Origin of the sequence: Streptomyces sp. NPDC051940 (assembly GCF_040680895.1) — a bacterium.
Classification (GTDB): domain Bacteria; phylum Actinomycetota; class Actinomycetes; order Streptomycetales; family Streptomycetaceae; genus Streptomyces.
Genome location: NZ_JBFAXR010000068.1, coordinates 34,504 through 45,770, shown reverse-complemented (window position 1 = coordinate 45,770; position 11,267 = coordinate 34,504). Strand labels below are relative to the sequence as shown.

Annotated in this window: 13 protein-coding genes; 4 read left to right on the top strand and 9 right to left on the bottom strand. The window is 71.8% G+C overall.

Going from position 1 to position 11,267, the window contains the following annotated elements; all coding sequences use genetic code 11:
* Positions 1 to 619: 619 nt before the first annotated feature.
* Positions 620 to 1,639: a tryptophan--tRNA ligase gene (gene trpS, locus AB0M28_RS24605; RefSeq protein WP_365408820.1), complete on the top strand. Its 1,020-nt coding sequence runs from the start codon at positions 620 to 622 to the stop codon at positions 1,637 to 1,639.
* Between the two features lie 9 nt (positions 1,640 to 1,648).
* On the opposite strand, the gene AB0M28_RS24600 is transcribed toward trpS, so the two are convergent.
* The 9 genes from AB0M28_RS24600 to AB0M28_RS24560 all read right to left on the bottom strand — a co-directional run bounded on the left by AB0M28_RS24600 (position 1,649) and on the right by AB0M28_RS24560 (position 8,734).
* Positions 1,649 to 2,467, bottom strand: coding sequence for a DUF4097 family beta strand repeat-containing protein (locus tag AB0M28_RS24600; RefSeq protein ID WP_365408817.1), 819 nt, complete (start codon positions 2,465 to 2,467; stop codon positions 1,649 to 1,651).
* A 112-nt stretch (positions 2,468 to 2,579) separates the two neighbouring features.
* Complete coding sequence (proC, locus tag AB0M28_RS24595) at positions 2,580 to 3,386, bottom strand: pyrroline-5-carboxylate reductase (protein WP_365408814.1); 807 nt, start codon at positions 3,384 to 3,386, stop codon at positions 2,580 to 2,582.
* Between the two features lie 120 nt (positions 3,387 to 3,506).
* On the bottom strand, positions 3,507 to 4,244 hold the full coding sequence (locus AB0M28_RS24590) for an ABC transporter permease (protein ID WP_365408811.1): 738 nt from the start codon (positions 4,242 to 4,244) through the stop codon (positions 3,507 to 3,509).
* On the bottom strand, positions 4,241 to 5,029 hold the full coding sequence (locus AB0M28_RS24585) for an ABC transporter ATP-binding protein (protein ID WP_365408808.1): 789 nt from the start codon (positions 5,027 to 5,029) through the stop codon (positions 4,241 to 4,243). The genes AB0M28_RS24590 and AB0M28_RS24585 overlap by 4 nt, the downstream gene beginning before the upstream one ends.
* A gap of 91 nt (positions 5,030 to 5,120) precedes the next feature.
* Positions 5,121 to 5,408: a hypothetical protein gene (locus tag AB0M28_RS24580; RefSeq protein ID WP_365408805.1), complete on the bottom strand. Its 288-nt coding sequence runs from the start codon at positions 5,406 to 5,408 to the stop codon at positions 5,121 to 5,123.
* On the bottom strand, positions 5,405 to 5,746 hold the full coding sequence (locus AB0M28_RS24575; RefSeq protein WP_365408802.1) for a winged helix-turn-helix domain-containing protein: 342 nt from the start codon (positions 5,744 to 5,746) through the stop codon (positions 5,405 to 5,407). The genes AB0M28_RS24580 and AB0M28_RS24575 overlap by 4 nt, the downstream gene beginning before the upstream one ends.
* Positions 5,747 to 5,879: 133 nt before the next feature.
* Entirely contained in the window at positions 5,880 to 6,647 is a 768-nt protein-coding gene (locus tag AB0M28_RS24570; RefSeq protein WP_365408799.1) for a class I SAM-dependent methyltransferase, read from the bottom strand.
* A gap of 48 nt (positions 6,648 to 6,695) precedes the next feature.
* Positions 6,696 to 7,175 (bottom strand): hypothetical protein, encoded by a 480-nt coding sequence (locus tag AB0M28_RS24565; RefSeq protein WP_365408796.1) that lies wholly within the window; start codon positions 7,173 to 7,175, stop codon positions 6,696 to 6,698.
* Between the two features lie 782 nt (positions 7,176 to 7,957).
* The gene (locus AB0M28_RS24560) at positions 7,958 to 8,734 is read right to left on the bottom strand and encodes a hypothetical protein (protein WP_365408793.1); all 777 of its coding nucleotides are present in this window, start codon (positions 8,732 to 8,734) and stop codon (positions 7,958 to 7,960) included.
* A 45-nt stretch (positions 8,735 to 8,779) separates the two neighbouring features.
* Here AB0M28_RS24560 and AB0M28_RS24555 point away from each other — a divergent pair, with 45 nt between their 5' ends.
* From AB0M28_RS24555 to AB0M28_RS24545, 3 genes are read left to right on the top strand one after another with little or no spacing between them, the layout of a single operon-like run.
* Positions 8,780 to 9,706 (top strand): Ppx/GppA phosphatase family protein, encoded by a 927-nt coding sequence (locus AB0M28_RS24555; protein ID WP_365408790.1) that lies wholly within the window; start codon positions 8,780 to 8,782, stop codon positions 9,704 to 9,706.
* Between the two features lie 59 nt (positions 9,707 to 9,765).
* A complete protein-coding gene (locus tag AB0M28_RS24550; protein ID WP_365408787.1) occupies positions 9,766 to 10,626 on the top strand; it encodes a sugar phosphate isomerase/epimerase in 861 nt (286 codons plus the stop codon).
* Positions 10,623 to 11,249 (top strand): TetR family transcriptional regulator, encoded by a 627-nt coding sequence (locus tag AB0M28_RS24545; RefSeq protein WP_365408784.1) that lies wholly within the window; start codon positions 10,623 to 10,625, stop codon positions 11,247 to 11,249. The genes AB0M28_RS24550 and AB0M28_RS24545 overlap by 4 nt, the downstream gene beginning before the upstream one ends.
* The last annotated feature ends 18 nt before the right edge of the window (positions 11,250 to 11,267 follow it).

The following is an 11,267-nucleotide window of genomic DNA, read 5'->3' as shown; positions in this document are numbered from 1 at the left end:
TTTGGCACGCTGTTGAGTTCTCAAGGAACGGACGCTTCCTTCGTACTCACCCTCTCGGGCTTTCCTCCGGGCGCTTCCCTTCGGTGTTTCCGACTCTATCAGATCCTTTTCAGTCTCTGTCCCGGCCGGCGGGATTCACTCCGTGAGGTCGTTTTCGCTTTCGCGGCCCGCCCTCGCGGTGTGTTCACTACGTTAGCGGGTTTCCCTCCAGACTCCTAATCGAGCCTTTTCGAATCGAATTTCGGCATGCCGAAATTGACCCGGTGAAGGGGACGTGCTGAGTAGTGGGTGTCGCCGGAAACGATCCGATGGACCGCTCGGAACCTTCAACCGGCTCCGTGGCAACTCGGAGAACCTTACGGATCCGAGGGGGCCGTGTCAAGCCCCCCTCGACGTGGGCAAAGACCTCGCCCCGTGGGCCCCGCCTCGCTACCGTTGCCCCTATGAACCTGCATGCGAGCAGCAGCCATCACCACCTGTGGTGGGCCGCCTGACGGCGGCCGCTCTCGTATGCATCCCACGGCCGCCGATCCGGCGGCCGTTTCGCGTGTCTGGTACCCGCAGCCGGCCGGCGGACCGTACGGCCCGACCACCGAGCTCACGGGAGACGTGACCAGCCATGACGCGACTTCGTATCTTCAGCGGCGCCCAGCCCACCGGGCATCTGACCATCGGGAACTATCTGGGGGCCATCCGGCGGTGGGCCGAGGAGGACCAGCACCGGGCGGACGCCCTGTTCTGCGTCGTCGATCTGCACGCCATGACCGTCGAGCACGATCCGGCGCGGCTGAGAAGGCTGACCCGGCAGACGGCGCAGCTGCTCCTGGCCTGCGGGCTCGATCCGGCGCTGTGCACCGTCTATGTGCAGAGCCATGTGGACGAGCACACCCGGCTCGGTTATCTGCTGGAGTGCACGGCCACGGACGGCGAGATGCGGCGGATGGTCCAGTACAAGGAGAAGGCCGCGCAGGAGCGGGCCAAGGGGGGCAGTGTGCGGTTGTCGCTGCTCACCTATCCCGTGCTGATGGCCGCGGACATCCTGATGTTCGGGACGGACGAGGTGCCGGTCGGCGACGACCAGGCGCAGCACGTCGAGCTGGCGCGGGATCTGGCGGCGCGGTTCAACCAGCGGTACGGGCCGGTGTTCCGGGTGCCGCGGGCGACGCATCCGGCCGTGGCGACACGGGTGATGGATCTGCAGGAGCCCGGCGCGAAGATGGGCAAGTCCCGGGCCGTGACGAGCGGGGTGCTCCGGCTGCTGGACGAGCCCGACGTACTGCGGAAGAAGATCATGCGGGCGGTCACGGACAGCGGGAGCGGGATCGCGTACGACCGGGAGGAGCGGCCGGGGCTGTCGAACCTGCTGGAGCTGCTGGCGGCGGCCACGTCCCGTAAGCCGGCGGAGGTCGCCGAGGAGTACGCGGCGGCGGGGGCCGGGTACGGGGTGCTGAAGCGGGACACCGCCGACGCCGTGGTGGAGCTGCTGCGGCCCGTGCAGCGCCGGCACGCGGAGATCGCGGCGGATCCGGCGCAGGTCGACGCGGTGCTGCGGGCGGGGGCCGAGCGGGCGCGCGGGCTGGCGCGGCCCCGGGTGGACGCGGCGTACGAGGCGGTGGGGCTGATGCCGGCGGCGGGGTGAGCGCGTCGGCTAGGCCGTGGCGCTGATGTGGATCGAGCCGTCGTGCGTGCGGGCCTCCAGGGTGTGGGAGCTGGCGTCGTCGCGCGGGACGTCGACGTCGACGCTGCCGTCCTTGGCCGAGGTCGTGATCCTGTACGGCGTGCGCGGGACGGCGAGGCGGACGCTGCCGTCCCGGCTCTCCGCCTTCACCTGCCGCGGGGTGTCCGTGAAGGTCAGGCGGATGGAGCCGTCGTGGGTGTTCGCCGTGACGTCCGAGGAGGTCAGTGCGGAGGCGCGGATGGAGCCGTCCGTGGTGCTCATGGTCAGCGGGGCCGTGCTGCCGTCGACGCGGATCGAGCCGTCGTGCGTGGTGAGGCTGAGGGGGGCGGTGCTGTCCTCGATGCGGATGGAGCCGTCGTGGCTGTTGATGTCCAGGGGCTTCGCGAAACCCCTGGCCGTGATGGAGCCGTCGCGGCCCTTCACCTTCACCGCCAGGTTCGCGGGGACCTCGACCCGGTGGCTGGCCTCGCAGTCGACGAACACGCCGCTGCACTTCGTACGGAAGCTGAGGGTGCTGCCGTCCTGGGACCAGCTGATGCCGGTGTCGCCGTTCCACTCCTTGGCCTCGAACCGGCGGGTGACCTTGATGTCCGTGCCGGTGCGGGCCACGGGCACGAGTTCGACGGCGGTGTCCTCGGCGTCGATGGTCAGGGTCTCCGTGCCGCGGGGCAGGGTGAACGTGCGGGTCTCGGGCGTGCCGTCGTGCGTGGTGGAGCAGGCGGTGGCCGTGGCGCCCGTGAGGGCCGCGGTCGTGAGGGTCAGGGCCAGGATGCGCCGCTTCTTCGTCATGGCTACGACGGTAGGGAGCGGCGCTCGCCGCGTGGATCCGGCGGGCGCCCGTCTTCGGGTGGGGCTAACCCCCGCCGCGGGGCGGGGGCAATCCCGGTGCCGGGGCGCCTTGTTACTGGCCGGAGGCCAGTTCGCGGGAGCGGTCGCGGGCCGCCTCGATGGCGGCGATCAGGGCGGCGCGTACGCCGTGGTTCTCCAGCTCGCGGATCGCGTTGATCGTCGTACCCGCCGGGGAGGTGACCGCCTCGCGGAGCTTGACGGGGTGTTCGCCGCTGTCGCGGAGCATCACCGCGGCGCCGATGGCGGCCTGGACGATCAGGTCGTGGGCCTTGTCGCGGGGCAGGCCGAGGAGGATGCCCGCGTCGGTCATGGCCTCGACGAGGTAGTAGAAGTACGCGGGGCCGGAGCCGGACAGGGCGGTGGCCGCGTCCTGCTGCGTCTCGGGGACGCGGAGGGTCTTGCCGACGGGCTGGAAGATCTCCTCGGCGTGGGCGAGGTGCTCGGGGCCGGCGTGGCTGCCGGCGGAGAGGACGGACATGCCCTCGTCGACGAGGACCGGGGTGTTCGGCATGACGCGTACGACGGGGGTGTCGTGCGGGAGGTGGTCCTCGATGAAGGCCGTGGGGATGCCGGCGGCGGCGCTGATGACCAGGCGGTCGGCGGGCAGGTCCTGGGCGAGCTCCCGGAGCAGGGTGCTCATGTCCTGCGGCTTCACGGCGAGGATGAGGGTGTCGGCCCGCTTCACGGCCTCGGTGTTGGAGACGGCCTCCACGCCGTACCGCGTGCGCAGCTCCTCGGCGCGCTCCGGGCGGCGGGTCGTCACGAGGAGGTCCTTCGGCGACCAGCCCGCGCGGATCATGCCGCTGAGGAGGGCCTCGCCGATCTTCCCCGCACCGAGCACTGCGACCTTCTGCGTCATGGGGTCATCTTCGCATCCGGGTCCGACTTCACCGCGGTTTGTCCACAGGGTGGGCACCGGGCGGGGCGCGGACGTCCCGGCGGGTCCGCTACCACCCGCCGGGACGGTTCGGGGGCCGCGTCAGGCCGTACGGCGGCGGAGGGTGGCCGCGCCCAGGGCCAGGACCAGCACCGCCACACCCGCGACGATCGACGCGTCGCGGACGAACGTCGCCGTGACGTCCGTGTTCACCAGGACCTCACCCATGGCGTCGACGGCGTACGACATCGGCAGGACGTCCGAGACGGCCTCCAGCACCGGCTGCATCGTGTCGCGCGGCGCGAACAGGCCGCACAGCAGGAGCTGGGGGAGGACGACGGCCGGCATGAACTGCACCGCCTGGAACTCCGAGGACGCGAACGCGGACACGAACAGGCCGAGCGCCGTGCCGAGGATCGCGTCGAGCAGGGCGACCACCAGCAGCAGCCACGGGGAGCCGGCGACGTCGAGGTCGAGCGCCCAGACCGCGAGCGCGGTGGCCAGGGACGCCTGGATGATCGCGATGACGCCGAAGGCGAGCGCGTAGCCGGCGATGAGGTCGCCCTTGGCGAGCGGCATCGCGAGGAGGCGCTCCAGGGTGCCGCTGGTGCGTTCGCGCAGGGTGGCGATGGAGGTCACCAGGAACATCGTGATCAGCGGGAAGATGCCGAGCAGGGAGGCGCCGGTGACGTTGAACTGCCGTGGGCTGTCGTCGAAGACCCAGTACAGCAGGGCCAGCATGACGCACGGGATGAACAGCATCATCGCGATCGTGCGCGGGTCGTGGCGCAGCTGGCGCAGGACGCGGGCGGTGGTGGCGAGGGTGCGGGTGGCGTTCATCGCAGGGCCTCCTTGGCCGCTTCGGCGTCGACGATCTTGAGGAACGCCTCTTCGACCGTGCCCGTCCCCATCCGCTCGCGCAGCGCGTCGGGGGCGTCGTCGGCGAGGATGCGCCCCTCGCGCATCAGCAGCAGCCGGTGGCAGCGCTCGGCCTCGTCCATGACGTGCGAGGAGATGAGCAGGGTCGCGCCGCGTTCGCTCGCGATGCGGTGGAAGAGGTTCCACAGATCGCGGCGCAGCACGGGGTCCAGGCCGACCGTGGGCTCGTCCAGGACCAGCAGGTCGGGGGTGCCGAGCAGCGCCACGGCCAGCGAGACGCGGCTGAGCTGGCCGCCGGAGAGGTTGCCGGCGAGGGCGTCGCCGTGGTCCGTGAGGTCGACGTCGGCCAGCGCGCGCTCCACCTGCCCGCGCCGGTCGCCGCGGGAGGTCCTCGGCTGGAGCACGGACGCGAAGTACTCGAGGTTCTGCCGGGCGGTGAGGTCCCGGTAGACGGAGGGGTCCTGGGTGACGTAGCCGATGCGGCTGCGCAGCGGGGCGGCGCCGGCGGGCTCGCCGAGTACGTCGAGGGTGCCGGTGACCTTGGCCTGGGTGCCGACGATGGCGCGCATCAGCGTGGACTTGCCGCAGCCGGAGGGGCCGAGCAGCCCGGTGACCTGGCCGTACGGGACGTCCAGGTCGATGCCCCTGAGGACCGTCCGGGTGCCGCGGACGACGGTGAGGCCGCGGGCGTGCACGGCCGCGTGCCCGTCCGGGGGGCGTGGGCTTGCCTCGTCGTAATTCACCATATGTTGAATATCCCGCGCGGGGGGCGGGGCGTCAAGCCCCGGACCCGCACGCCGTCGAGCCTTCGAGCCTTCGAGCCTTCGGGCCCGGCCGCTACTCGATCTCGCGCATCATCTTCTCCATCGACGTCAGCGCCCGCTTCGCGTCCGTGAGTTCGTCGAGCGATCGGCGGTGGAGCTCGATGTTGTCCTCCAGCAGCTCCTGGTACTTCAGCGCCATCCGCTTGTACTGCTCCTCGCGCGCCGCCAGCATCTTCGCCCGCCAGGTGCTCGCGACCTGCCAGACGATCACGATCATCAGCGAGAAGAAGCCCAGGGCTCCGACGGCGCCGACGATGGCGCCGACCTCGTCCCCGGCGAGAGTCACCGTCTGCTCGTTCACTTCGCGTCCTCTTTCCGCGTCTCGTCGTCCGTGATCGTGTACGCCGCCTCGGCGACGGTCTCGGGGGTCAGGGTGTAGCTGAACGGCGTGAGCTCGAAGTACTTCATCGCCTTGCCGTCGTCCGAGAGCTCCAGCTCGCCGGTGACCAGCCCCGCGGCCTCCAGCCGCTGCAGGTGCATGTGCAGCAGCGGGCGGCCGATGTTCAGGTCGCGGGCCAGTTTGCTGACGTAGTTGCGGCCCCCGAGGAGCGCGGCGACGATCCGCAGCCGGTGCGGGTTGCCGAGCGCCGCCAGCACCTTGAGGAGCTCGTCTCCGGTGGGGCGGGCTGGTTCCGCCATGCGTTTCCTTCGTTTGTGTTACGCGTTCCGCCGGTGCCTGTCAGTCAAAGCTGACAGGTGTCGGACGGACCTGTCAAAGCAGGCTGACACATGTCCGGGACGAGTCAGGGAAGCCCCTGAGACGGGTCGGGGTTCAGCGCGCCCGTACGAGGTGGAGGGTGCAGACGTACGGCTCGTCGAGTTCGCCGTCCGGGAAGAGCTTCAGCAGTTCGGCGCGGGCCTCGGTGAGGAGGGCGGTGCGGCGCTCGGGCTCCATGACGTTGAAGAACGAGCGGCTGCCGAGGTTGCGTACGTGGTCGTCCACCGAGACGCGGCGCGACCACGCGACGGCGCGGGTGTCGACCCGTACCGGGAAGGGCGCCAGCATCAGCGGGACGTCCTCCGTGAAGCCGCGGCTGACGTAGTCGAGGCGGGCCTCCTCCTCGGCGACCCAGTCCACGCTCGCGTCCCCGTCGTTCCACCACAGCGCCAGCGCGCCGTCATCCCGCAGTACGCGCAGGGCCTCCGGGACGGAGCGGGCGGGTTCGGTCCAGTGCCAGGCCTGGGCGTACGTCAGCAGGTCGAAGGTGCCGGCCGCGAACGGCAGGGCGTTGCCGTCGCCCCGTACGACGGGCGCGTCCGGCTCGGCGGCGCGCAGCTCGGCGGCCATGGCGGCGCCCGGTTCGAGGGAGACGACGCGTGCGCCGCGGGTGCGCAGCAGCCGGGTGGCGATGCCCGTGCCGGCGCCGCAGTCCAGCACGTCGGCGTCCTTCAGCGGGCGGCCGGTGAGGTCCTCGACGGCGTCGAGGAGGGCGGGTGGATAGCCGGGGCGGGCCGCGGCGTACTGGGCGGCGACGGTGTCGAAGGAGAGCGCGCGGTGGGTGTTGCGGTGGGTCTCGGAGTACCTCGGCTTCGTCGTCATACGGCGATCATGCCGGGGCCGGCGGCCCGGTGTCAGCGGGGTTGCCGGTCAGCGCCGGCGCTTGCGCTTGGACGGGTTGCCGGTGCGCGTGGTGCGCTGCTTGGCGCGCAGGGCGGCCGCCTCCTGCCACTCGGCGCGGTGGAGCTTCTCGCCGGGTGCCTCGATCAGGTCGCGGACGAAGTACGCCAGCAGGACGCCGATGAAGCCGATGCCCATCGTGGCGCGGGACGCGGCGTCGCGGGCGGCCTCCTCGGCGGTACGGCGGCGGGTGAAGCCGGTGAGGGTGCGGGTGAAGGCCAGCGAGCTGCAGACCGCGAAGGCGGCGATCATCAGCCAGGAGACGAAGTTCCCGCTGTCGCCGAGGGTCAGGCCCTCGTAGGCGAGGCGCAGCACGAACGCGCCGCCCGCGGCGGCGGCCAGGGCGCCCACGGCCAGCGCCACGCGGCGCGCCCAGTAGGGCGCACCCCGGTCGACCCAGGTCGTCCCGAAGAAGCGCAGGGGCTCGGGGGCGGGGGGCGCGTCACTCATACGTCGATTATCGCCCGGGGCGGGAGCGCCTCCGGCGCGGGGCGCGATTGAGCAGGCTCTGGGGGCTCCGCCCCCAGACCCCCTGAGGGGAGGGCGGCCGGGTCGGCGCGGATCCTTCCTGGGGCTTCGCCCCAGACCCCGTGGGAGGAGGTAGCCGGGTAAGCACGGGTCGATTCCTGGGGCTCCGCCCCAGACCCCGTCGGAGGAGGCGGCCGGGTAAGCACGGGTCGATTCCTGGGGCTTCGCCCCAGACCCCGTCGGAGGAGGTGGCCAGGTGAGCGCGGACCAACTTCCCGGGGACTCCGCCACAGACCCCGTGGGAGCAGGCGGCCACGTGAGCGCGGACCAACTTCCGGCGGCTCCGCCCCAGACCCCGTGGGAGCAGGCAGCCAGGGAGGCACGGGTCGGTTCTGGGGGCTTCGCCACAGACCCCGTGGGAGCAGGTGGCCAGGTGAGCGCGGACCAACTTCCCGGGGACTCCGCCACAGACCCCGTGGGAGCAGGCGGCCACGTGAGCGTGGACCAACTTCCGGCGGCTCCGCCCCAGACCCCGTTGGAGGAGGCGGCCGGGTAAGCACGGGTCGGTTCTGGGGGCTTCGCCCACGAACACCTGGCGGCAAGTGGCTCGGCGAGAGCGAATGGCACCGGGCTCCGCGCACGCGCACCCAGACGTGGCCGGCCGCGTAACGAAGGCGGTGCACGTCGGTGGCGGGCTTCGCCGGCCGCGCCGCCTGCGGGCACGCGGCGCAGGCAGGGCGGGTGGTGGGCTGCGTCGGAAGGGGTCAGGCGTCTGCCGGGTGTGGTGCCACCAGGGGCAGGGTCGACGCCAGGCGTTGTTCGCACAGCTCGGCCAGGGTGTCGTAGGCCTTGGGGCCCATCAGTTCCACCAGTTCCGCGCGGTAGCTGACGTACACCGGGTCGCCGGCGCCGTGGGCGGAGCGGGCCGAGGTGCACCACCAGTGGAGGTCGTGGCCGCCCGGGCCCCAGCCGCGGCGGTCGTACTCGCCGATGGAGACCATCAGGATCTTCGTGTCGTCCGGCCGCGTGACCCAGTCGTAGGTCCGCCGCACCGGCAGCTGCCAGCACACGTCCGGCTTCGTCTCCAGCGGCTCGCGGTCCTGGCGCAGCGCCAGCAGGTGCAGCGCGCAGCCCGCGCCCGCGGCGAAGCCGGGGCGGTTGTTGAAGATGCACGCGCCGTCGACACGGCGGGTCTTGCGCTCGCCGTCCTCGTCGAGTTCGACCCAGCCCTTCTTCGTGGCCGTGCCCTCCGCGTGGTACTGCCACAGCTCCGGCGTGAGCTGCTTGACGTACCCCGCGACCCGCTTCTCGTCGTCCTTGTCGGAGAAGTGCGCGCCGAGCGTGCAGCACCCGTCCGACGCACGCCCTTCCTGGATCCCCTGGCACCCCTTGCCGAAGATGCACGACCACCGCGAAGTGAGCCACGTCAGATCGCAGCGGAAGATCTGGTCCTCGTCGGCCGGATCGGGGAATTCGACCCATGCGCGGGGAAAGTCGAGACCGGTCTCATCGGCCGGGTTTGCGTTGTTCGTCTTGGCCACGCCTCCAGCGTACGGCCCGTTCAGGAGGGCGGTAGCGTCTCCACCATGAGACTCGGAGTGCTCGATGTCGGTTCGAATACGGTCCATCTGCTGGTGGTCGACGCCCACCCGGGTGCCCGGCCGCTGCCCGCCTACTCGCACAAGGCGGAGCTGAGGCTGGCCGAACTGCTCGACGAGGAGGGCGCGATCGGCGAGCCGGGCATCGAGCGCCTGATCGACACCGTCCAGGAAGCCCTGGTGGTGTCCGAGGACAAGGGCGCCGAGGACGTACTGCCGTTCGCCACCTCCGCCGTGCGCGAGGCGGCCAACGCCGAGGACGTGCTGGCCCGGGTCGCGGACCGGACCGGCGTGAAGCTGACCGTGCTCTCCGGCGAGGAGGAGGCGCGGCTGACGTTCCTCGCCGCGCGCCGGTGGTTCGGCTGGTCGGCGGGGAAGCTGCTGGTGCTGGACATCGGCGGGGGGTCGCTGGAGATCGCGTACGGCATCGACGAGGACCCCGACCAGGCCGTCTCCCTGCCGCTGGGCGCGGGACGGCTGACGTCGTCGTGGCTGCCGGGTGATCCGCCGGACCCGGCGGACGTACGGGCGCTGCGCCGGTTCGTACGGGCGCAGATCGCCCGCACCGTGAGCGATTTCAGCCGGCTCGGGGATCCGGACCGGGTGGTGGCCACGTCGAAGACCTTCCGCCAGCTCGCCCGGATCGCGGGCGCCGCGCGCTCCGGCGAGGGGCTGTACGTGACGCGCACGCTGGGGCGCAAGGCGCTGGAGGAGTGGGTGCCGCGACTGGCGTCGATGACGGCCGCCCAGCGCGTGGAACTGCCGGGGGTCTCGGAGGGGCGCGCCGCGCAACTCCTCGCCGGGGCGCTCGTGGCGGAGGGGGCCATGGATCTGTTCGGGGTGGATGAGCTGGAGATCTGTCCCTGGGCGCTGCGCGAGGGGATCATCCTGCGGCGGCTGGACCAGCTTCCGTGACCGGCCGGCCACGGCCGGTGCGGGGACCTCGCCCCCCGCGCAGGCTTTAGTCTGTCTGCGTGGCACCGTCTACCGAGGTTCGAATCCCCGACGCGAAGGTCGCGCTGTCCACGGCCTCGGTCTACCCGGAGCCGACGGCAACGGCCTTCGAGACGGCCGCACGCCTCGGGTACGACGGCGTCGAGGTCATGGTCTGGACGGATCCCGTCAGCCAGGACATCGACGCCCTGCGCCGGCTGTCCGACTACCACCAGGTGCCGGTGCTCGCCGTACACGCGCCCTGTCTGCTGATCACGCAGCGGGTGTGGTCCAAGGACCCGTGGGAGAAGCTGCAGCGGGCGAGGTCGGCCGCCGAGCGGCTGGGGGCCTCGACGGTCGTGGTGCATCCGCCGTTCCGCTGGCAGCGGCAGTACGCCAAGGAGTTCGTCGACGGGATCTGGCGGATGGCGGACGAGACGGACGTCCGGTTCGCCGTCGAGAACATGTACCCGTGGCGCTACCGCGACCGGGAGATGCTCGCGTACGCCCCGGACTGGGACGTCGCCAACCAGGACTACCGGCACTTCACCGTCGACCTCTCGCACACCGCGACCGCCCGCAACGACGCGCTGGAGATGGTGGAGCGGATGGGCGACCGGCTGGCGCACGTGCATCTCGCGGACGGTTCGGGCTCCGGCAAGGACGAGCACCTGGTGCCGGGGCGCGGCAAGCAGCCGTGTGCGGAGCTGCTGGAGCGGCTCGCGGCGTCCGGGTTCAGCGGGCACGTGGTCGTCGAGGTGAACACCCGGCGCGCGATGTCCGCCGCCGAACGCGAGGCCGATCTGGCGGAGGCGCTGGCCTTCACCCGGCTCAATCTGGCGGCCGCCGCCCCGCGGGAGGCGGGACCGGCCGGGCACCACGGGCTGCGGATGCCGCGATGACCGCTGCGGAGTCCCCCCGCCGGCGGCCGGGACGCCCGTCCCGTACGGACTCCCCCGACGGCCCCAGCACCCGCGAGCGGATCCTCACGGCCGCGCGGACGGAGTTCGCCGAGCGGGGTTACGACAAGGCGTCCATCCGCGGCATCGCCAAGCGCGCGGAGGTGGACCCGGCGCTGGTGCACCACTACTTCGGGCCGAAGGAGCAGGTCTTCGAGTCCGCCCTGGAGGACGCCGCCCAGCCCGCGCTGTCCATCCCCGACGTGATGCTCTCCGGACCGCTGGACGGCGCCGGCGAGCGGCTGACGCGGTTCATGTTCGGCGTCTGGGAGAACGCCTTCACCCGCGAGCCGCTGCTCGCCGTCATCCGCTCGGCGATGAACAACGAGACGGCCGCCGCGATCTTCCGGCGGATGGTCGTACGGAACGTCCTCAAGCGCGTCGCCCCGCAGCTGCCCGGCCCGAACGCGGAGCTGCGCGCGGAGCTGGCGGTGGCGCAGCTGGTGGGGACGGCGATGCTGCGCTACATCATCAAGGTCGAGCCGCTGGCCTCGGCGGACGTCGAGGAGCTGATCCGGCGGCTGGCGCCGGTGGTGCAGCACCATCTGACGGATCCGCCGGCCTGACCGCCGGCGGCGGGGCAC

What these genes read in the sequence shown, in the direction of transcription:
- trpS (WP_365408820.1), top strand. Translation starts at nt 620, where the DNA reads ATGACGCGACTTCGTATCTTCAGCGGCGCCCAGCCCACCGGGCATCTG.
- AB0M28_RS24600 (WP_365408817.1), bottom strand. Translation starts at nt 2,467, where the DNA reads ATGACGAAGAAGCGGCGCATCCTGGCCCTGACCCTCACGACCGCGGCC.
- proC (WP_365408814.1), bottom strand. Translation starts at nt 3,386, where the DNA reads ATGACGCAGAAGGTCGCAGTGCTCGGTGCGGGGAAGATCGGCGAGGCC.
- AB0M28_RS24590 (WP_365408811.1), bottom strand. Translation starts at nt 4,244, where the DNA reads ATGAACGCCACCCGCACCCTCGCCACCACCGCCCGCGTCCTGCGCCAG.
- AB0M28_RS24585 (WP_365408808.1), bottom strand. Translation starts at nt 5,029, where the DNA reads ATGGTGAATTACGACGAGGCAAGCCCACGCCCCCCGGACGGGCACGCG.
- AB0M28_RS24575 (WP_365408802.1), bottom strand. Translation starts at nt 5,746, where the DNA reads ATGGCGGAACCAGCCCGCCCCACCGGAGACGAGCTCCTCAAGGTGCTG.
- AB0M28_RS24570 (WP_365408799.1), bottom strand. Translation starts at nt 6,647, where the DNA reads ATGACGACGAAGCCGAGGTACTCCGAGACCCACCGCAACACCCACCGC.
- AB0M28_RS24565 (WP_365408796.1), bottom strand. Translation starts at nt 7,175, where the DNA reads ATGAGTGACGCGCCCCCCGCCCCCGAGCCCCTGCGCTTCTTCGGGACG.
- AB0M28_RS24555 (WP_365408790.1), top strand. Translation starts at nt 8,780, where the DNA reads ATGAGACTCGGAGTGCTCGATGTCGGTTCGAATACGGTCCATCTGCTG.
- AB0M28_RS24545 (WP_365408784.1), top strand. Translation starts at nt 10,623, where the DNA reads ATGACCGCTGCGGAGTCCCCCCGCCGGCGGCCGGGACGCCCGTCCCGT.